General features: G+C 45.1%; 18 protein-coding genes. All 18 read right to left on the reverse strand.

Annotation, left to right across the window (positions count from 1 at the left end; genetic code table 11):
• Positions 1 to 27 precede the first annotated feature (27 nt).
• The 18 genes from BLT53_RS07645 to BLT53_RS07730 all read right to left on the reverse strand — a co-directional run bounded on the left by BLT53_RS07645 (position 28) and on the right by BLT53_RS07730 (position 20376).
• Complete coding sequence (locus BLT53_RS07645; RefSeq protein WP_090233894.1) at positions 28 to 801, reverse strand: SDR family oxidoreductase; 774 nt, start codon at positions 799 to 801, stop codon at positions 28 to 30.
• Complete coding sequence (locus BLT53_RS07650) at positions 798 to 2243, reverse strand: aldehyde dehydrogenase family protein (protein WP_244520375.1); 1446 nt, start codon at positions 2241 to 2243, stop codon at positions 798 to 800. Before BLT53_RS07650 ends, BLT53_RS07645 begins: the two co-directional genes overlap by 4 nt.
• A gap of 14 nt (positions 2244 to 2257) precedes the next feature.
• Positions 2258 to 3343 carry a tartrate dehydrogenase gene (locus BLT53_RS07655; RefSeq protein WP_090233896.1) on the reverse strand — a complete coding sequence of 362 codons (1086 nt, stop codon included), beginning with the start codon at positions 3341 to 3343 and terminating at the stop codon, positions 2258 to 2260.
• Positions 3344 to 3506: 163 nt separating this feature from the next.
• The gene (locus BLT53_RS07660; protein WP_244520376.1) at positions 3507 to 5342 is read right to left on the reverse strand and encodes a sigma-54 interaction domain-containing protein; all 1836 of its coding nucleotides are present in this window, start codon (positions 5340 to 5342) and stop codon (positions 3507 to 3509) included.
• A gap of 83 nt (positions 5343 to 5425) precedes the next feature.
• A complete protein-coding gene (locus BLT53_RS07665; protein ID WP_090233897.1) occupies positions 5426 to 5827 on the reverse strand; it encodes a DoxX family protein in 402 nt (133 codons plus the stop codon).
• Between the two features lie 65 nt (positions 5828 to 5892).
• Positions 5893 to 7740: a sigma-54-dependent Fis family transcriptional regulator gene (locus BLT53_RS07670; protein ID WP_090233898.1), complete on the reverse strand. Its 1848-nt coding sequence runs from the start codon at positions 7738 to 7740 to the stop codon at positions 5893 to 5895.
• Between the two features lie 163 nt (positions 7741 to 7903).
• The gene (locus BLT53_RS07675; protein ID WP_090233900.1) at positions 7904 to 8677 is read right to left on the reverse strand and encodes an acetoin reductase; all 774 of its coding nucleotides are present in this window, start codon (positions 8675 to 8677) and stop codon (positions 7904 to 7906) included.
• A gap of 22 nt (positions 8678 to 8699) precedes the next feature.
• Positions 8700 to 10082: a dihydrolipoyl dehydrogenase gene (lpdA, locus tag BLT53_RS07680; protein WP_090233901.1), complete on the reverse strand. Its 1383-nt coding sequence runs from the start codon at positions 10080 to 10082 to the stop codon at positions 8700 to 8702.
• A 15-nt stretch (positions 10083 to 10097) separates the two neighbouring features.
• A complete protein-coding gene (locus BLT53_RS07685) occupies positions 10098 to 11342 on the reverse strand; it encodes a dihydrolipoamide acetyltransferase family protein (protein ID WP_090233903.1) in 1245 nt (414 codons plus the stop codon).
• Positions 11343 to 11370: 28 nt separating this feature from the next.
• Positions 11371 to 12402, reverse strand: a complete 1032-nt coding sequence (locus BLT53_RS07690) for an alpha-ketoacid dehydrogenase subunit beta (protein ID WP_090233904.1) — start codon at positions 12400 to 12402, stop codon at positions 11371 to 11373.
• A 21-nt stretch (positions 12403 to 12423) separates the two neighbouring features.
• Positions 12424 to 13419: a thiamine pyrophosphate-dependent dehydrogenase E1 component subunit alpha gene (locus tag BLT53_RS07695; RefSeq protein WP_090233906.1), complete on the reverse strand. Its 996-nt coding sequence runs from the start codon at positions 13417 to 13419 to the stop codon at positions 12424 to 12426.
• A gap of 202 nt (positions 13420 to 13621) precedes the next feature.
• Positions 13622 to 14500, reverse strand: coding sequence for an aldo/keto reductase (locus BLT53_RS07700; protein WP_090233907.1), 879 nt, complete (start codon positions 14498 to 14500; stop codon positions 13622 to 13624).
• Between the two features lie 219 nt (positions 14501 to 14719).
• Positions 14720 to 15592 (reverse strand): YitT family protein, encoded by an 873-nt coding sequence (locus tag BLT53_RS07705; RefSeq protein WP_090233909.1) that lies wholly within the window; start codon positions 15590 to 15592, stop codon positions 14720 to 14722.
• Between the two features lie 109 nt (positions 15593 to 15701).
• Positions 15702 to 16235 (reverse strand): RDD family protein, encoded by a 534-nt coding sequence (locus BLT53_RS07710; RefSeq protein WP_244520377.1) that lies wholly within the window; start codon positions 16233 to 16235, stop codon positions 15702 to 15704.
• Positions 16236 to 16353: 118 nt separating this feature from the next.
• A complete protein-coding gene (locus BLT53_RS07715; protein WP_090233912.1) occupies positions 16354 to 17724 on the reverse strand; it encodes a M28 family peptidase in 1371 nt (456 codons plus the stop codon).
• A gap of 98 nt (positions 17725 to 17822) precedes the next feature.
• Positions 17823 to 19031 carry a sensor histidine kinase gene (locus BLT53_RS07720; RefSeq protein ID WP_170834271.1) on the reverse strand — a complete coding sequence of 403 codons (1209 nt, stop codon included), beginning with the start codon at positions 19029 to 19031 and terminating at the stop codon, positions 17823 to 17825.
• A gap of 39 nt (positions 19032 to 19070) precedes the next feature.
• The gene (locus tag BLT53_RS07725) at positions 19071 to 19841 is read right to left on the reverse strand and encodes a response regulator transcription factor (RefSeq protein WP_090233915.1); all 771 of its coding nucleotides are present in this window, start codon (positions 19839 to 19841) and stop codon (positions 19071 to 19073) included.
• 124 nt (positions 19842 to 19965) lie between these two features.
• Positions 19966 to 20376: a GlcG/HbpS family heme-binding protein gene (locus tag BLT53_RS07730; protein ID WP_090233917.1), complete on the reverse strand. Its 411-nt coding sequence runs from the start codon at positions 20374 to 20376 to the stop codon at positions 19966 to 19968.
• Positions 20377 to 20378: the final 2 nt, after the last annotated feature.

Consider the following 20378-nt stretch of genomic DNA (forward strand, 5'->3'; position numbering starts at 1 on the left):
TGTTTCCCCCTTTTTATTAGGAATGAGCTAAATGCCTCTTCCGCCATCAACATTTAACACTTCGCCGGTCACTGCTTTGGCAAAATCCGAAGACATGTATAATGCCGCCTGTGCGATGTCGTGAGGCTGGATCAGCCTGCCCAGGGGAACACTGTCCAAAAAGATTTTTTTCTTGTCTTCTTCTACTTTCTGTGCATCACCCGGTAAAAAACGGCCCAGCATAGGAGTTTCCGCAGGTCCTGGATTGATTGCATTCACCCGAATACCATAGGGAGCCAGTTCCAGGGCAAGTGCTTTTGTCAGCATAATGGCTGCACCTTTTGATGCACAATAGGCATTTAACCCCGGTCTTGCCCGTTCGCCCGCAATAGATGCGATGTTAATGATGACGCCACCTTGCTTTTGTTTCATCAAAGGAACAACATGCCGTGTGGTTAAAAAGATGGATTTCGTATTTACAGCCATAATTTTGTCCCATTCCTCTAACTGAAGCTCTTCAATCGGGGTAAAGAATTGAGGAACACCTGCGCAGTTGATCAGGATATGTGCGTCCCCAAACGCTTCTGTCGTCTGCCGGACCATGTCTTGAACACTCTCATCCTGTGCGACATTCGTCGGTACGACGAGAACGCGTTTGTCCAGTTCCATTTCTTCGGCGGTACTTCTGGCAGCATCTTCGTTCAAATCCGCCAGTACAATATTGGCTCCCTGGCTTCCAAATAGTTTGGCAATTTCCTTTCCCATGCCTGACCCCGCTCCTGTAACAACCGCCGTTTTCCCTTCCAACAGATTCACATTCATAGGTTCATCACCACCATCCGTTCGTCTGTTAATTCCCGAATGGCATAATGCGGCCCTTCTTTGCCTATTCCGCTATTTTTTATTCCTCCGTAGGGCATGACATCATTGCGGTAAGTTGAAACATCATTTATAACCACGCCACCATATTGAAGAACTTTTGCAGCCCGCATGGCCAGTTGAAGATCTTTCGTAAAAATCCCGGCCTGCAACCCGTAATCGGATGTATTCGCTGCTTCAAACGCTTCTTGCACATCGTCGTAAGGAACAATACAGACGACTGGGGCAAACACCTCCTGGCATACCACTTTCATGTCAGGCTTTGTGTCAATCAGTACTGCAGGATGAAAGAGTGCCCCTTCCCTTTTAATTTTAACGAGAGAGCGTGCTCCCTGACTGACAGCTTCCCGAACCCATTCTTCTGTACGAATGGCTTCCTTTTCATTAATCATCGGTCCAACATCCGTTTCCTCTTTCTCCGGATCTCCAATGTTTAACTGTTTAACATGTTCCACATATTTTTGTGTAAATTCTTCGAACACCTCTTTTTGGACATAAAGGCGCTGCACCGCTATGCAAGCTTGTCCGGCGTTATGGAAGCTGCGGCTGGCCGTGAGCCGGGCAGCGAGATCCAAATCTGCATCATTATGGACAATGTTTGGTGAGTTGTTCCCGAGTTCAAGCGCAACGGGGCGCAGCCCGCTTTTTTCCTTGATGTGTTTTCCTACTTCCCCGGAACCAGTAAAGGTGTACATTGCGATCCGTTCCTCAGCCAGGAGCCACTCTCCTACTTCACTTCCTGCACCTGTTACGATATTGACATAACCTTTGGGAAGTCCGGCCTCTTCAAGTAAATCAACGAGCATGAAAGTCGCAAGAGGAGTTGATGTTGCGGGCTTGATAACGATCGTATTGCCAGCAGCCAGCGCAGGAGCTACTTTATGTACACCAAGCAATAAAGGGTAGTTAAATGGTGTGATAACGCCAATCACTCCTTTTGGAACCCTGATCGTAAAGCCAATACGGTTTTCAGAGCCTTCTGTTGCCTGAAGTGGAACCATCTCTCCGGCAATCCGCTTCGCCTCTTCTGCTGAAAGGCGAAGTGTATTGATCGTGCGATCCAATTCTCCTTTGGCATCCTTTCTTGTTTTTCCTACTTCCTGAACCAATGAACGTTCGAATTCATCTCTGCGCTTTTCCATAAGATCTGCACTTTTTAAAAGAATGGCATACCTCTGTACCGGAGTAAGGGAATCTTTATGAAAATTCCTCTCGGCAGCATCTACCGCCTGGATGACATGCTGGCGGCCAGCTTTTGAAATTGACGCAATGACTTCACCAGTATATTTGTGATAAACCGGAATGCTCTCTTCGGTTTTGATGTATTCTCCATCAATATACAACGGCAATTCTTTGTTTTGTTCGACTAATGATAAGCTTCGCACTGATTCATCCTCCTTTAGTTATGCTGCACGCTTACTTCTTGCATCTTTTTATGAATTGCATCACCAAGCTCAAAGGTTTTATTTTTTCCTCCTAAATCCGGCGTCCCAATCATCCCTTCAATTAAGACCTCCTCAATGGACGAAACAACCAAATGGTTCATCTCTTCAAAGCCCAAGTGTTCCATCATCAGGCCGATGCTCCAAATTTGGGCGATTGGATTGGCGATTCCTTTGCCAGCAATATCCGGCGCCGATCCGTGTATAGGCTCAAACATGGATGGATAGGCTTTTTCCGGATTGATGTTCCCAGAAGGAGCCATGCCCAGGCCTCCAACAATAGCTGCTCCCAAATCCGTAAGAATATCCCCAAACAAGTTACTGCCAACCACCACATCCAGCTGCTCGGGTCTAGTGATGAAATATGCTGCAAGGGCATCAATATGATAAATATCCGTTTGAACCGAGGGATGCAGACTGCTGACCTCCTTCACAATTTCATCCCAAAAAGGCATCGAATGATTGATTCCGTTCGACTTCGTGGCTGCCGTCAGCCGTTTAGCTTTCCTTTTTTCAGCCAGCTGATAAGCATAGTTGATAACCCGCTCTGTTCCATAACGAGTAAATACATTGTTTTGCACCGCCATTTCATAAGGGGTATTTTCGTGCAGCCGGCCACCCATGTTTGAATATTCACCTTCTGTGTTTTCCCTTACAACAATAAAATCTAAATCACTGTGGTTCTTGTAACGTAAAGGACTTTCCAATCCCTTCAAAAGCTTGATGGGCCGCAGATTGATATACTGTTGAAAGGTCCGGCGAATCGGCAGAATCAGTTCCCATACCGAGATGTGGTCTGGCACTTCCGGCGTTCCAATGGCTCCTAAAAGAATAACGTCATAATCCCGCAACGTATTCAGTCCATTTTCTGGCATCATTCTATGGTGCTTAAGATAGTAATGGCAGTTCCAATCGAACACATCAATAGAGAAGCGGATTCCACCATGCAATTCCTCGATCTTTCTTAAGGTTTTGAGTCCTTCTTTCATTACTTCAGGTCCTATTCCATCTCCCGGTATAGCTGCAATAGAAAAATGCTGCAAAAAATCACCTCTTTTTAAATTTGATGTCTAATGAAAGTATGCAAGTTCCATGCCAATCCCCCTAATTTTGAATATTCTTACTATTTATCGCGTATTTTTACTTAGCCTCCAATAGAGCAGCTACTTATTATGTTTTAAATTGGCACACTTGTATCAAAATGAATCAAGTTAGATCATGTTGTTTCATTTTTCGCCATAAGGTGGAACGGCCTATTCCCAACAATTTTGCTGCTTCGGTCTTATTTTCATATTTGCGAAGTGCATCTTGGATCAACTGTCGTTCATTTTCTTTCAGATTCTCTCTCTTTTCTTCTCTGCCTTTTTTGTTAGAGGTCAGCTTTGGATAAAAGACCTCTGCCTTTTGTGCATTCAATGATGTCCCTTGGTCAAGGAGGATTAATCGTTCAATCACATTTCTCAGCTCACGAATGTTTCCTGGCCAGTCATACTGCTTCAAAAGCGGCAGAAAGCCCGGATCAACGTCAATAATTTTCCGGCTATGCTGTTCATTAAACTGTTCCATAAAGTGATTTACAAGAAGAGGAATGTCGTCCTTCCGATCTCGAAGAGGAGGAAGGTCAAGAGAGAGTACATTTAAACGATAAAAGAGATCCGTACGAAACTTTTTGCTGCGAAGAGCCTCTTCCATTTCAGTGTTGGTCGCTGCAATAATTCTTACGTTAACAGGAATGGCGCGCTGTCCTCCAACTCTCCTTATCGTTTTTTCCTGAAGGACGCGGAGAAGATGAGCTTGAATCTGCAACGGCATCTCTCCCACTTCATCCAAGAACAGTGTCCCGCCATGCGTCAATTCAAACAGCCCTGGCTTTCCTCCTTTTCTCGCACCTGTAAAACTTCCCTCTTCATACCCAAACAGTTCACTCTCCAAAAGGTGCTCCGGAAAAGCCGCACAATTCACCGCAACAAAAGGACCTATTGCCCGTCTGCTCTGCAGGTGGATTCCTTGTGCGAATAATTCCTTTCCTGTTCCAGATTCTCCAGTGATCAGTACGGTTGCATCGGTTTTGCCAAAAATTTCGGCTTGCTCTTTGGCATTCTGAATTGTTTTTGTTTCTCCAATGATGTCATGCAGTGTGTATTTCGCTTCAAGACCATTCTCGTGCAGTCTTCTCCTTAGCTTCATTTCCATTCGTTGAAGATCGGTGATTTCCTTAAAATTTGAAACCGCGCCAACGACTGTATTGTCCAGCAAAACAGGATACCGGTTAATAAGGTACTGTTTATCATGAATGGTGGCGATATCTCCTATTTCCTTTTTTCCTGCCTGAAGCACTCTCAACATATCGGAATGAGGGATAAAATCGGTGATATTCCTTCCAATAACATCTGCCTCCAGCCTTAGATATTTTTTTGCGTGGTCGTTGGTTAAGGTTATTTTTCCATTCCTGTCGACAGCAATTACCCCATCGTGTGCAGAATGCACAATGGCTTGTACCTGCAGCTTTTCTTTTACAAATTCCTTTGTTACTTCCATTAATTGCAATGCTTGTCGGACTGCAGCCATCAATGTGCCGGTTGCAGGATTTACAAAAACCACATTCTCTTTCTTCCAGTGTGGGAACGTTGCTTGCTTATGCCAGGCGGGAATAAAAAGGGAAGCCTGTAATTTTACTGCATTATTCATTTCGTGTTCACTGCTGAAAACAGGAAAGAAGGGCTCATCTATGAATTGTGATTCCATTTCCAGCCATTCCTTTTCTTTTGGAGACACGAAAAGAACGGTGGGTTCTTTATGAGCTTGAGTTCTCATTTCTGCTTCAAGAAAATCCTGCCTTTGCAATGAAAGAGGAATAATTGGCACATTCAAGGACTGAATTTCGTCGACAAAAGGTAATGGTGCGATTACAACAAAAGGATTCATTGATTGATCAATCACAGCTTTCTTGGAATGAAAGCAAGAAGGACTTATCCCTTGCAGATGAAAAAGCCGAATAAGCGACGACTCCAGCATTTCGTTACATTTATATAGGGCAATCACTGTTAAACGCTCCTTTCATTATTAGCACTCTATCATTCTTTTATGAAAAAAGAGCCCGTTATTGGGCCCTTATTCATGTATGTCTATTTACCTCTTTTTTTGTACAGCGGGAATACACATCGAACTTCTTCGTTTCTTAGCCATAATCCTCCCCAGCTTAGTATTCCAACATATACAGGGAATAGTGTGAACGAAAACAATGGATTGTCGAGCCGGAAATGCGTGACAACAGCCCCTCCAAAATACCCGGTCAGCAGGATGGCACCCAATACAGCTGTTTTCGGATAAAGATAAAGCAGAACCGAAATAAGACCAAGAAGTCCAATGGTTACGACGTGATGCTCGGCAAAGCCCAATTCAGTACTGCCATCCACTGCTGCTTTTGCCCTAAACAGTTTGGAAATGCTGTCAAAAAGCATGAAAAGAATGACCAGCCCGCTCATAATCCACCCGGTCCACGTGCTCCCTTTAGAACCAAATGCCATATGATGTCCCCCTTTAACACCCCTTTTCCCCTGAATTTTATTCATATACAGGTTGTCTAAAACCCTTATAGTCCATATTTATGAATTTTTTTGTAGAAGGTGCTTCTCGGGATTTCACAAAGTTTGGCAGCGAGTGTTACGTTTCCTTTTGTCTTCTTCAATGCGTCCATGATAACGTTCCGTTCGACTTGATCGCGGAATGTAAGGGCAGTACTTTCATTGGAAGGTATACAGGTGTTATCCTGAGGATCCAATGGCCGAAGCAATCGTTTCAATTGGCCAGTATTCATCTCAATTTCAGGCAAGACCTGTAAACGCTCCATCACATTAAACAGCTCTCTGATGTTTCCTGGCCAATCATACGCCATCAGAGTATCCATCATATGATCTGTCAGGTTTAGAACCAATCCCTGTTTTTCACAATAATACCGTATGAGATCGGGGATATCTTCCTTTCTATCACGAAGTGCCGGAACAGCCAGCGGATATACGTGGAGCCGGTAAAACAAATCTTTCCGGAACAATCCTTTTTGAACGAGCTGCCCCAAATCCTGATGAGTGGCACAAATCACCCTGAAGTCAGCCGGAATTTCCTTTGTTCCGCCAACAGGCGTAACTTTTTTCTCCTGCAGCACTCTTAGAAGGGCGACCTGCATAGCTGGAGGGATCTCCCCTATTTCATCCAGAAAAATGGTTCCGCCATCTGCCTGCCGAAATTTCCCTACCGTACCTTGCTTTTTGGCGCCGGTAAATGCTCCCGGTTCATAACCGAACAGCTCGCTCTCAAGCAGTTCAGCTGAAAGAGCTCCACAGTTCACCCCAATAAAAGGGCCATTTTTTCGTGGGCTATTATCATGAATCGCCCGTGCAACCAGCTCTTTTCCTGTTCCGGTTTCACCTGATATATAGACACTCAGCGAGCTCAGCGCGACCCGTCTGATCTCTTCAATCGTTTGCTGAAAAGACGTACTCCTCCCCGTTTCACCAGGAAAAACAAAAGTAAGATCCGCTGCAGTTTTCGCCCCCTGCCAGGCGGAGGAGTACTGTTCGGGAACAAGGCTCACACAATAACCAAGGATCCTTTTTTCTTCATTATGTATGGCCATTTGCTTTTCATTTACCAGGCCATAGTGGACAGTTTCCGCAATGTTTAGTCCTGCCAAATTTGCGGATCTTCTGCGGAGCGCTTGTCCCATGGCTAAAATTTTACCGTTTGGGCTGCAGACAACGAGATGGGGATTCATTTCTAAAAGATCCATGCACTGGCGGATGAGTTCCATCTCCCTGTAACTGGACTGGATTCTCAGTTCCTGTTCAATCGCCTGGGACACCGATGCAACAACACCGAGCATATAAGGGTGAGCCGTTTGGACAGGACAGGAGACATCCAATACACCGAGGATACTACCCTCCGGATCATGTACAGGCACTGCCGAACAGCTCCATTGATGGGATGCAATGGAGTAGTGTTCTGTTCCGCTGACAAGTACGGCCTCTTTTGTTTGAAGAGCTGTCCCAATGGCATTGGTGCCTACTTCATCTTCCGTCCACTTAACACCTTCAATAAAGTTGATCTTGGATGCTTCGGCTATGATTTTCCGGTTGCCATTCAGCGAAAGAACATAGCCTTCTGAATCAATTAAAAGCGCCATCATGCCCAGCTCCTGAAACGCCTCTTTCATCCGTTTCATGTGCGGCTCCGCAGCTTCCAAAAAACTGGAACTCTGGTTTTTTCGAAGAAGCAGCTCCTTCTCTGATAAAATATGGCGCCCCTTGGTAAGATAAGGATCCACCTCCACATCCTTGCAGCGGTGCCACGATTCTTGAATGCGCTTATTTAAACGCGCAGGATCAAGCACTCCTTCCTGAACAAATCGCTTCCATGTGCTCAAATAACAGGTAGACGCAAGCATTTTAACCTCCTCTGTTGGCATAAGAGTACGGGAATAAAGCTTGTGCTTATTTAGAATATTCTGTCTGTTTTTCTATTATTATACCGGAGTTTAAAAGCGCTTACAATCCACACAAAAATAAGGCACGGGGTTTCGTGCCTTTTGGGTCTGTTCATCATCGTTTTTAAGAAAATACGACTCCGCCATCAATCATGATCGATTGGCCGGTCATATAATTGGAATCACTAGAAGCAAGATATGAAACAAATTGCGCCACATCCTCCGGTTCTTCCGGACGGCCAAGGGCAATTCCTTCCGAAAACTGCTTGAAGGCTTCTCCTCTATTTAAATCCATATACTCTGCCATTTTTTCATCGATGTGTTCCCACATCTGGGTCCCAACAATGCCAGGACAGTAGGCATTCACTGTAATTCCAAACGGTGCCAGTTCCTGTGCAGCTGCTTGCGTCAGCCCCCTTACCGCAAATTTAGTGGCGGAATACACGCCAAGCAGGCTAAAGCCTTTATAGCCGGCAATGCTGCAGGCACTGATAATTTTTCCGCTTCCCTGTTTTTTCATCTGTTCAGCAGCAGCCTGAATGCCATATAATACACCAAAGACGTTCACATTAAAAATTCGCTCCAATTCCTCGGTGGATACCTCAAGGAGTGGCTTTACCTGGGCGATTCCGGCATTTGACACCATAACATCTACGCTGCCGAACGCTTCATGTGTTCGGGAAACAAGGCCAAATACCTCTTCCCGGTTACTTACATCCGCTTTAACCGCAAGACTTTTTTTGCCCAATTGCTGTATTTCCTGAGAAACACTGTCCGCCCTCTCTTGATTCACATCATTAATGACCACATTAAATCCATCGCTCGCCAGTCTCAATGCGATGGCCCGCCCGATTCCCTGGCCGGCACCTGTGACAATGGCAGTTCTTGTTTCTTCCATTTGCATCCTTCCTTCCTTTTAATCAAGCATGGACAGCCTGGCCCATTGTAGTAGCGATCGCTTCTGAAATAGCTTCAGACAGCGTCGGATGTGCAGCAATAAAATCCTCCAGAACATCTACGGTTAATTCGCCGTGAATCATGAGTGTCCCCTGGCCAATCAATTCTGTCGCCCGCGGACCAACAATGGAAAGACCAAGAACTTCATTGTACTGAGTCTCAATGAGCACTTTGACTTTCCCTGAAGGTTCGTTGAGAATCATCGCTTTGCCGTTGGCTCCAAAAGAGAATTCTCCCACTTTCACCTCTGCGTACTGTTCTCTTGCCTGTTTTTCCGTCAAGCCGACACTGGCGATTTCCGGAGATGTATAGATGCACCGCGGAACAGCTCGGTAATCTGTTCGTTTATGCCTTCCACAGGCGTTTAAGGCGGCAACCGTTCCTTCGTGAAAGGCAACATGGGCCAGCAATGTTCCTCCTGTCACATCACCCGCCGCATAAATATGCGGCACGTTCGTTTGCATAAATTCGTTTACATGTATTCCGCCCCCATCAGCAGCTACTCCAATTTCATCAAGGCCCAGCTCGAATACAAGAGGGGTTCTTCCTACCGAGACCAGTACCTTTTCCGCTGTTAACTCAATCGCCAGGCCAGCCTCTTCATAAACCGCCGTTTTTCTGTCAGCATCCAGCGATTTTAAAGAAGCAGATGTATGTATGTCTACACCGTCCCTGGCCAGCCGGTCCTGAAGAACAGCCGCCATATCCCCGTCTTCTCCCGGTAGGAGCTGATCCGCCATCTCTATAATGGTGACTTTTGTTCCAAACCGGCTGTAAATACTTGCAAACTCACAGCCTATTACACCTCCCCCTACGATCAGAAGAGTTGCAGGAATGGAATCGAGTTCCATCGCTTTCCCGCTGTCAATGACCCATTCCCTGTCAAAAGGGGCAAAAGGAATCTCTGCAGGCTTTGAACCCGTGGCGATAACGCAAGAGTGAAAATCTATCACTCTTTTTGAACCGTCACTTTTTCGAACCTGCAGGGTGTTCTCCGTTTGAAACCGGGCTTCCCCCTGAATGACGGTTATCCGGTTCTTTTTCATCAAATACTGTATGCCTGCAACCAACTGGTCTCTTATTAAGTTTTTCCGCTGTTGGACGGTTTCCCAGTCGATAACCGGCTTAACAGAGGAGAGTGAAATGCCGAATTCCCCTGCATGCTGAACCTTTTCAAGTACCTCCGCGCTTTCAAGAAGAGCTTTTGTCGGCATACAGCCTTTATTTAAACAGGTGCCTCCCAAAGCGGATTGATCAATTAAGATTACTTCTTTTCCCTGCTTTGCAGCAGTAATAGCAGCTACATAGCCGGCAGGTCCTCCCCCGATCACGGCGATTGTTTCCATTTCTTCACCTTCTTTCTATACCAGCATTGAAAACGGCTCTTCCAGATAATCTTTAATCACCTTTAAAAAAACGGCAGCTGGTGCTCCATCCACGAGCCGGTGATCAAAGGTGAGACTGAGCGGCAGGATGCTGCGGCGCTCCAAACTTTCTCCCCGGTATACGGGCTGGTATTCCGCAGCCCCTACACCAAGTATTCCCGCTTCCGGAGGATTCAGGATCGGAGTAAAATGCTCAACACCGTACGCTCCAAGGTTTGTGATGGTAAAGGTTGAACCTGTCATTTCTTCACTGCCAAGCTGATTCTCTCTTGCCTTTTTCGCCAATTCCCGGATCGAAGTGGACAATTGAGACAAAGAAAGTTTTTCAGCATCATGAATGACTGGTACAACAAGCCCTTTTTCCAGTGCGACTGCCATCCCCAAATGAACATGGGTTTTTTCATGGATCGAATGATCAATCAAGGCACTATTCATCAACGGGTGAGCCTGCAGCGCTAAAATTGCGGCACGGGCAATAAAATCTGTTAAGGTGAGTTTCTCTCCAAACCTGCGTTTAACAGACTCTGCACTTTGAGCCTGCAGCATTTTCAGATCTGTAATGTCCGCTTTCATGTAAATCGTCAGCTGGGCGCTGTTTTGCAAACTGCTGTGCATCCGTTCAGCAATCACCTTGCGCATTCCGGTTAACGGCTTGAATGACTGATCAGCCTTGGTCTTCGTTTCATTCTCTCTCCCTGCGGGAAACACCGGCCGGGACTCTTGTGAACCGCTTTCCAGCGCCTTTTGAACATCTTCTTTGGTAATCCTTCCTCCCGGTCCCGTTCCGGCAAGCGTCAGGATGTCCAGATTGGCTTCAGCAGCCATTTTTCTGGCAACCGGTGAGATTTTCACTTTATCACCAGGGGTTCTTACAGGTGAAGGAATTTCCTTTACCTGAGGTGATACCGATGCTTCTGCCTCGGGCTCTGCAGCAATACTAGCGGCTGCCTCGTTTTGGGCATCACCCGGAACGACCTTTTCATCTGGCTGCCCAATGTAGGCGATCGGCGTTCCGGGAGGTACTCCCTTCCCTTCCTCTACGGCAATTTCCAAAAGAATTCCCTCTCCGGGAGACTCAATCTCCATTTCAATTTTTTCAGAATTGATGCTGGCAATCAGCTCTCCTTTTTGTACCGGATCTCCTACTTTCTTGTTCCAGACAGAGACTGTTCCTTCTTTCATCGCCATTCCGAGTTTTGGCATGACAACATTAATGGCCATGTTCGTTTCTCTCCCTTCCTTTATGCTGTTACACGCTGAGCGCGTTTACTCCTAAGAGCTCGGATACCACCTGAACGACCTTTTCCGGAGTTGGAAGGTAAATGTCTTCCAGTGGCGGAGAAAATGGAACCGGTGTATGCGGAGCGGTAATGCGCTTGATCGGGGCATCCAGTAAATCAAATCCTTTATCGGCAACGAGCGCCGCGATATCTGTCGCTATGCTGCACCTTGGATTGGCTTCGTCAATGACGATCACGCGGTTTGTTTTGGCCACTGAAGCCAGAATCGTATCTTCATCCAATGGGGAAAGGCTTCTTGGATCAAGAATTTCAGCCTGGATGCCTTTTTCCGCAAGCTGATTGGCAGCGTTCAGGGCAACCTGGACCATTTTCCCGATTGCAACTATGGTAATGTCGCTTCCCTCACGTTTGATATCTGCCTCACCAAATGAAATGGTGTAATAATCTTCCGGCACTTCGCCTGTCATGTTATAAAGGGTCTTGTCTTCAAAAAAGATGACAGGATCATCGTCCTCAATCGCCTTTAGCAGCAATCCCTTGGCGTCATAAGGAGTGGACGGAACCACCACTTTAATGCCAGGAATGGCTGTAAAAAGTGCATACAGACTTTGGGAATGCTGAGCCGCTGCTCGAAAGCCGGCCCCATGTGTGGTCCGGATGGTAATCGGAACCCTTGCTTTACCGCCAAACATGTAGCGGAACTTTGCCCCCTGGTTGAGAACCTGATCGAGGCAGGACCCGATAAAATCATTAAACATCAGCTCAGCTATCGGCCGAAGTCCCGTGGATGCCGCTGCCATTGCAGCTCCGACATATCCCGCTTCGGTAATCGGAGTATCCAGCACGCGTTCCCGTCCAAATTCCTGAACAAGGCCCTTGGTTACTCCAAGCACTCCGCCCCAGGCTTCATCATCCTGAAGATGGTCGACCTGAGCACCTCCTGCCACATCTTCACCAAGCAGCAGTACATTTTCATCTTTTCTCATCGCAAGCTTCATTGCTTCATTGATGGCCTCAGCCATACTGATTGTTCTTCCCATTGTCCTTTCCTCCTTTTTCGATTAATAGCTTACGTATACATCGTTCAATAAATCGGATGGTTCTGGGTACTCGCTGTCTTCACTGAATTTGACCGCTTCTTCGATCGCCAGATCAACAGCGTTTTCAATTTCGGCCAGTTCATTTTCAGCAAACATCTCTTTTTCCAACAAATATTTTCTGAAATTGATAATGGCATCCTTCGTTTCCTTATGTTCCTTTTTATCTTCTTCCACCTTATATTTCTGTGCATCTCCTTCAAAATGTCCGTAATTACGGTACGTGACACACTCGATTAATGTTGGCCCTTCTCCTCTTCTTGCTCGTTCGACCGCTTCTTCAGCCGCCTTATATACCGCCAGGATATCTTTCCCATCCACCGTAATTCCAGGAATATTGTAGCCGTGCGCCCGGTCAGCGATCGTTTTGCAGCTTGATGCATATGAGAATGGCGTGGCTTCTCCATAGCCATTGTTCTCGGCCACAAACACAACCGGCAGCTTCCAAATAGCGGCCAGATTTATACCTTCATGGAAAGTTCCCTGGTTGTTGGCACCATCACCGAAAAAGCAAACGCTTACATTATTCGTCTTTTTATACTTGGCAGTCAGTGCAGCCCCACAGGCTAAAGGAAAACCGCCTCCAACGATTCCATTCGCCCCAAGCATACCCTTATCAAAATCAGCGATATGCATGGATCCGCCTTTTCCTTTACAAAGCCCTGTCACTTTTCCATATATCTCAGCCATCATGCCATTCAGTCCGCATTCCTTGGCAATGCAATGGCCATGTCCGCGGTGTGTGCTCGTAATGCTGTCATAGTCTGTAAGATGCGAGCAAACACCAACAGCAACCGCTTCTTCACCGGCATAGAGATGCACGAATCCCGGCAGCTTGCCAAGCGAGAACAACTCATGTACCTTATCCTCAAACTTTCTGATCTCGAGCATCTTTCGGTACATCCACTGCGCCCTGTCACTTGTTAAAGATTCTACGTTCTGACTTTGCGTCGCTTCCATACGTCAGCCTCCCTGTCTTCCTTTTTTTAAAAAACTTCACTTAATGATGTAGCAAGATCCATGCCAACTTGAAAAACCCTTTAGAAAAAGGATTTTGTTATATTAGGAAGAAAAAAACGAGACAAAATGAGACGGTTGTCTCATTTTGTCTCGTTCTGTCTCTGATTGTTTTATGAGTTTATTAGTGTTTGCAAAACCGGCACTATGCAATAGAAGTCGGTGAACCAAAGATTGTGGTGTACCCACTGATTGAGCTTAAGATCCGTTCCGTATCTTCGTTATTCATCGAACCATAGCGCTCAACAGCATTTACAATTTTAGGGAACAGGTGAATATCTCCTGCACTGGCAAAACCAGCGATACCCGGGAAGGAAAGAACAAAGTGAACACAGGCATCAATGAGCTCTTGCTGATCGAAAGGCTCATACCATGTAGCATACTTCCGCTCTTGTCCTTCTTCCCAAGGTGCCTTTGCAATGGCTTTAATCACTCGTACTGCCACGTTTTGGCTGTTTGCTTCGGCCATTAGTTCATCAAACGCTGCCCGGTATTCAGGCAGCGAATACATATAATAATTAAGCGGAAGCAAAACGGTATCGAATGAAAAGCGCTTTATGGCTTCCAAATGGGTTACCGGCGCTTGATGTCCATGCCCGGTTACACCAATCGCTTTTACGATCCCTTCTTCTTTTGCTTCAACGGCTGCTTCCAACGCGCCTCCTTTTGCTGTGCATTTATCCAGCTCCTCGATCGTTCCAACGGCATGCAGCTGAAGTAAATCCACTGAATCCACCCGCATCCGTTCCAACGAGCGATAGATTTCTTCCTTCGCTTTTTCTTTCGTGCGTTGTCCTGTTTTCGTTGCTAAAAAGATATCGTTGCGAACTTGGCTGATGATAGGCCCCAATCTCACCTCTGCATCTCCATAATCTGCAGCAGTATCAAAGTGATTTATTCCATGATCCAGCGCATATGATATTGACTGATCCGCTTCTTCCTGCGTTACATTTCCCAAGCTTGCTGCTCCAAACATGACTACTGAACCTTCATAGCCCAAACGGCCAATTTTACGTTTTAACATGGTAAAACCCTCCTTATTTGTGAGCTTTCCCTGGATAAAAAACACATTCTAAGGAGAAATGTAACCAAGCAACAGGAAAAAATCAAATGTTTAGACTTTTCAAAAAATAATTCTTAAGAATATGAGATATTCATATTTCAAAATAAATGTGTTTTCAGCACAATAAATTGAAAAAACCTGCAGACATGAATCTTGTCTGCAGGGCCTTTTCCCAAGTCTCTAATGAATATTATTCTTTCTGAAATTCCCGCCTTTGACTTCCGCTACGTCATAAACCGTTACAAAAGCACCTTCATCTATTTCGTTGATGATTTCTTTAATTTTGCTTTCCTCCAGGCGGTTGATCACGCACGTAATTTCTTTAAATTTTTCCTTTGTGTAACCACCATATACTTCATTATACGTAGCACTCCGGCCCAACCGGTCTCGAATGGTTTCTACCATTAATTCAGGTTCAGTGGTAATAATTTTAAACATTTTTGAGCCGCTTAATCCTTCTTCAACAATATGTATCACTTTCGATGCAATGAAATATGCAATAGCTGACAGGATGGCCCCCTGAAGACCAAATACGAAGGAAACAAAAATAAACACAAATAAATTTAGGAACAGGATAAAATCACTAGTACCAAATGGTAATTTTCTTGAAAGTAATACGGCAAGCATATCGATTCCATCCAAGGCACCGCCATTACGCAAAGCCAGACCCATTCCAAGCCCAAGAATGATTCCCCCGACAACCGTTATCAGCAAGGTGTCTCCTTCAATAATTGCCGGCATATGATGCATAAGGCTTGTCCCAAGTGCAAGCGAAGCAATGCCAATTACGGAAAAAATCGCGAAGCTTCTTCCAATTTGTTGATACCCTAACCAGATAAAAGGAATATTGATAATCGCAATCAGGACCCCCAGAGGCAGATCAAATAACTCTGAACCGACGATACTAAGCCCCGTTACTCCCCCATCTGATACGCTGTTGGGAATCAGAACAGTTTCCAGTCCATATGCCGCAATAAATCCTCCAATAATGATTGCCAAGCCCCGTAAAGTTAGCCATAGTGCTTTGTTTTTTCGTTTTCTAATCGTTCGCATATCAATCCTCTTTCATTCTTTGTCTGATTTAAGTGTAACATAAAGTGTTCTTTTATTACTTTTCCCAAGGATGGAATGAAAGAGTCAAATGGGATAAAATGAGTTATTTTTACTCCTTGTACCCCACTGCAGTGCCTGCCAGGCAGTCATAAAGGGTTCGTTTCTTTTTATTATAGAAAGGGCTGATCAAGTAAATGGATATAAGGCCATAATCCGTTATTAGCAAAAAGGAAATGAACTCTTCGGAGTACGTGGAAGGCAAAATCATGTGCCAAATCGTAAAATGGGCAAGTTCCCATGGCGCAAATTTTAAAGCGGTTCGAAAAAGCGATCGTCCAAGTCCAACTGGCAGACCTCTCTTGTCCCTGACGAGGATTCCCATTTTCCTCTTTCCCCATGTCGCATGAAGATAGACTCCTTCATTTATCGCAAAATAAAGAGACACAGGAAGTGTAATTAGAAAAAATCCAGTCATTTCGGCAGAAAAAGGGCTTTCTCTGAATAAGGGCAAAAGCAAGGGCTGAGCAAAAAAAGAAAAACCAAACACCACCAAGAGATATGCCAAAATGAAAACATAATCCCATAAAAAGGCTTTGATGCGCATGCTAAAGGGAACGTACTCATTCCTTTCAGGTCGATCCATCATTTTATGCCCCCTTATCCCTCACACCGTATTTAATATACCTTATTTGTTTATAAAGGTATTATTTCTAATATCAAAAGAAAAAGACAGCTGTTATAAGCTGTCCTTCCATTATTCCTTAATCCACCGGACGGTTCTCAAAGGGATAATCAACCGGATTCTGGTTATAGTTTGGTCCTGGACGGGCAATCTGGAACGTTGATGTTGCGACAATTTCCGCTGTTTGCTTCAGCTTTTCCTTATCGATCTTGTCCAGGGTATCTTCAGGGGTGTGGTACCATGGCTCCACGGGGCTATGTATGAACAAAGCTGCTGGTATACCGAGTTCATGGAACGGTTGATGATCGCTTCTTCCCAGTTTGCCATAAGGAATGGTTTCATACAAATGTGAGCTTGCCGTTGCGCCAAGATCAGTCACAAGGTTTTTGTTTCCGTCAATTGTATACATAATCAAGCCACCAAGCGGATGGTCAGCCCCGGCATCCCTTCCTCCGATCATATCCATCTGGAAATGGGCAACGATCCGGCTGGCATCACTTGGTGTAAGACTTTCCGCATAGTGATAGGACCCCAAAAGACCTTTTTCCTCACCGCCAAAGGTGACAAACCGGATTTCCGTATCAGTAGGAATTTGAGAATACAGTTTGGCCAGTTCCAGCACACCGGAAACACCAGATGCATCATCATTTGCTCCCGGTCCGCCATGAACGGAGTCATGGTGTGCACCAATTAATATGGTCTTGCCGGTATCCATGCTCTTCATCGCTTTTTTGGAGGAAATAACATTATAAGAGGTTTTTTCCTTTATTCCTGCACCAGTCACTTTGACATTTGCAGTGAGGGTTTCAGATTTTAAGCGCTCCACGAGTTCCAGCCCTTTTGCACGTGTTATGCCGACCGCCGGAATGTTCTGGCCGCTGGCTACCTGTCCAAATTCATTCGAAGAACCAGTATTGTTGAACATAATGACGCCAATTGCTCCCCGATCCATCACGTTTTTCACCTTGTCCACAAACGTGAGATCCCCGCGTTCTACCAAGGCGATTTTTCCTTTTACATCACCAATTTCTGAAGGATTCGCCTTACCAACGTAAACCAGCTGGGCGGTTACATTCCCATTGACTGTTCCGGTAAACCCGTGAGGAGCCTCACCCAGATCACTGCCGTTGATGGAAGCAGAAACTGAATCAACTTCAAATGCACTGAACGTGTAAGGCTGAATTTTTGTTTCGTAACCGAGAGCTTTGAATTGTTTGCTGATATATTGCACCGCTCTCCATTCTCCCTGTGTGCCCGCTTCACGAGGCTGTTCAGATAAATAGGCAATTGTGTTGTACATTCGGTCCGCACTGATGGGCAATCCCGAGTCTTTCTTCGCTTCGCTGGAAACTGCCACGGTGTTTGGAGATGTTTTGGCGTAGACTGCCGATGTACCCATAGACAAGGCCAGTCCTGCAGCAAGTAAGGAAACCATACTTTTTCGATACATGAACTCTCTCCCTTTTGGTTAAATTTTACTACTATTCTAGTATTTAGTAATTATGTCGTTTTGTAAATCAAAAGCCTGTGCCAAATTTCTACAAATATCTACCCAGACACCGGAAGTTCTATATTTACTTTTGTTCCTCCATGTTCTCGTTTTCTAATATCCGCTATGCCCCATTCCATGCCAAAACCGTGCTTTAATCGCTTGTCCACATTTGCCAAGCCGATTCCTGTCGTCTGCTTCAGTTTTTTGGAAGGAAGTGACCGGGTCTGATCCTCAATGCCAATACCATCATCCAAAATTTCTATGATTACTTTATTGCGGGTTTGATAGGCATGCAGTGAAATATGTATCGGTTCGCCTGATGGCTCAAAACCATGCACAATGGCGTTTTCAATAATAGGCTGGATGGTGAAGATTGGGACTTGCATGGCTAGCAGGGGTTTCTCCACTTCCAGCTGAAAATCGATTTTATGGCGGTAACGTGTTTGCTGGATTAATAGATAGTTTCTGACATGCTCGATTTCTTCTTCAAAGGTGACGTATTGTTCGGTATTTTTCAGGCTGTAACGAAGGATTTTAGCCAACAGGTAGGTAACTTCCTGGGTTTGCTCGGCTTGCTCCATATAAGCGATGCGGGAGATCGTATTGAGCGTATTGAATAGAAAATGGGGGTTGATCTGTGATTGAAGAAATTTAAGTTCTGTTTCTTTCAGATCGCGTTCCAGCTGAGTTCTGCGCTGTAGCTCCTTGAACAATTTATCGCTTTTACGGGACAGCTCCTTTTTAGTCAAATAGGCATCACATATTTTAACAATATGATTGGCAGTAACAAAGAGTAATTCGGCAATCGCTTCAATTTCGCTTTTTTTCTTGAAAAGCAGCTGATTGTAATGCGTCCATAGCTCCTCCGTATTCAGCTCCAATTGATTCTTGTCCATTCTCATATCAGAAATGGTGTTCAATTCTGTGTCGGTCATTAAGACCTGGCCGCAAAGAATGGCACCAATGTACCGTCCCCGCAGCACGATAGGCGCCGCAAAATCTACCAATCCGGAATGACAGCGATGAAGAACAGGGCGCTGGCGCTGGGCAGCCATTCTTCCAACATATTCGTCTGAGAGCATGCAGCGGCGGAATCCTTCGGGAGAAGAACGGACATATCTACAAAAGCTTGTGAAGTTACTTGCTTCTGTTATGGGAACACCTGTCTCGTCACAAATCAAAACTGCGACACTGGTCGCATCCGCAAACTTGTTTTGGATTTCCTGCAATATACTGACATCCACCAAATCAAGCAGCTTTTTCACTTCTGTCACTCCTTGTTATTTAAATATTCAGTCTCTTTTTCACATGATTTTATCAAAAGGAAGCCGATTTCGTTTTTCCTTGCGCAAGCTTTCATGATAGGTTCGGTATTTCCTTGGTGGTACTCCCTCGTGCTTGCTGAACACCCTGGAAAAATAATTGATGTCAGTAAAGCCGCATTGTTGGCTGATCTCTGTTATGGAAGAATGGGAGTGGATTAACAGCTCTCTCGATTTTTCAATCCGTTTTTGCGTAATATATTCAGTGACCGTTTTACCGATTTCTTGTTTAAACAGCCGGCTTAAATATTGGGGATGGAGAAATACATGGTCGGCAAGCTGTTTTAAGGAAAGTTTTTCGTCCAGGTTCATCTGAATATACTCTGTCACCGAATGAATGGCATCACTCGGGTTTTCTTTAGAAGCTATGGTTACAGCATAAAAGCCCGTCTGTTCGGTTATTTTGGATAGTGAAGCAAGAATTTCTTTTGGACTTACGGGCTTTAACAGGAAATCCTCGACACCAATTTTTATCGTTTTAACGGCGTAATCAAAATCGTTATATGCGGTCAGTATAATGATTTTCACCTGTGGATACTGATCCTTCATTTCTGCAGCAGCATGGATCCCATCCATCACCGGCATTTTTAAATCCATAATGACGATATCTGCTTGCTCATTCCTCATCTGGTCTAAAGCAGCCCGTCCGTTTTCTGCTTCAAAACACCGGCCAAACTCCAGAGTGCTCCTGGAAACAATATCAACCAATACCTCCCGTTCCAAGGGCTCATCATCAACGACCATGATATTCATTGGGTCACCACCTTTAAAGAGTTTTTTTATTTAGTATGGATGAAAGCGGATACAATTACAAGATAAGCAGTTCAGCAAAAGAAGACCAATCCGGTTTCCAGATTGGTCTCTTGCCACCTTTTTATCAAGCCATAACCAATGCATCAGCGACAGCTTCGGCCACTTCAATATCCTGACTCACCGTCCCGCCGGAAACACCAACCGCGCCGATAATTTCATTCCCGGACACTAATGGAATTCCTCCCCCAAAAATGATGACCCGTCCACTGTTTGAGGTGTTTATTCCAAATAGCTCCCTGCCGTTTGCACATGTATTAGCCAGTGCAGCAGTAGGCTGTTTAAAAGCGACAGAGGTCCATGCTTTATTTAATGAAAGATCCACACTTACAAGAAGCGCATCATCCATTCGGTGGGTGGCAATGAGATTTCCGCCGCCATCCACAATGGTAATTACCATGGGTACACCAAGTTCCTGTGCTTTTCGTTCACCTTGTTCTATCATGGGTTTGACTGTCGATAAAGTAAGTTTTTCCATCA

It is taken from the genome of Fictibacillus solisalsi (assembly GCF_900103485.1).
Classification (GTDB): domain Bacteria; phylum Bacillota; class Bacilli; order Bacillales; family Fictibacillaceae; genus Fictibacillus_C; species Fictibacillus_C solisalsi.

Coding starts and splice junctions, on each gene's coding strand:
- BLT53_RS07645 (WP_090233894.1), bottom strand. CDS start 801: ATGAATGTGAATCTGTTGGAAGGGAAAACGGCGGTTGTTACAGGAGCG.
- BLT53_RS07665 (WP_090233897.1), bottom strand. CDS start 5,827: ATGGCATTTGGTTCTAAAGGGAGCACGTGGACCGGGTGGATTATGAGC.
- BLT53_RS07670 (WP_090233898.1), bottom strand. CDS start 7,740: ATGCTTGCGTCTACCTGTTATTTGAGCACATGGAAGCGATTTGTTCAG.
- BLT53_RS07675 (WP_090233900.1), bottom strand. CDS start 8,677: ATGGAAGAAACAAGAACTGCCATTGTCACAGGTGCCGGCCAGGGAATC.
- lpdA (WP_090233901.1), bottom strand. CDS start 10,082: ATGGAAACAATCGCCGTGATCGGGGGAGGACCTGCCGGCTATGTAGCT.
- BLT53_RS07685 (WP_090233903.1), bottom strand. CDS start 11,342: ATGGCCATTAATGTTGTCATGCCAAAACTCGGAATGGCGATGAAAGAA.
- BLT53_RS07690 (WP_090233904.1), bottom strand. CDS start 12,402: ATGGGAAGAACAATCAGTATGGCTGAGGCCATCAATGAAGCAATGAAG.
- BLT53_RS07695 (WP_090233906.1), bottom strand. CDS start 13,419: ATGGAAGCGACGCAAAGTCAGAACGTAGAATCTTTAACAAGTGACAGG.
- BLT53_RS07700 (WP_090233907.1), bottom strand. CDS start 14,500: ATGTTAAAACGTAAAATTGGCCGTTTGGGCTATGAAGGTTCAGTAGTC.
- BLT53_RS07705 (WP_090233909.1), bottom strand. CDS start 15,592: ATGCGAACGATTAGAAAACGAAAAAACAAAGCACTATGGCTAACTTTA.
- BLT53_RS07710 (WP_244520377.1), bottom strand. CDS start 16,235: ATGGATCGACCTGAAAGGAATGAGTACGTTCCCTTTAGCATGCGCATC.
- BLT53_RS07715 (WP_090233912.1), bottom strand. CDS start 17,724: ATGTATCGAAAAAGTATGGTTTCCTTACTTGCTGCAGGACTGGCCTTG.
- BLT53_RS07725 (WP_090233915.1), bottom strand. CDS start 19,841: ATGAATATCATGGTCGTTGATGATGAGCCCTTGGAACGGGAGGTATTG.
- BLT53_RS07730 (WP_090233917.1), bottom strand. CDS start 20,376: ATGGAAAAACTTACTTTATCGACAGTCAAACCCATGATAGAACAAGGT.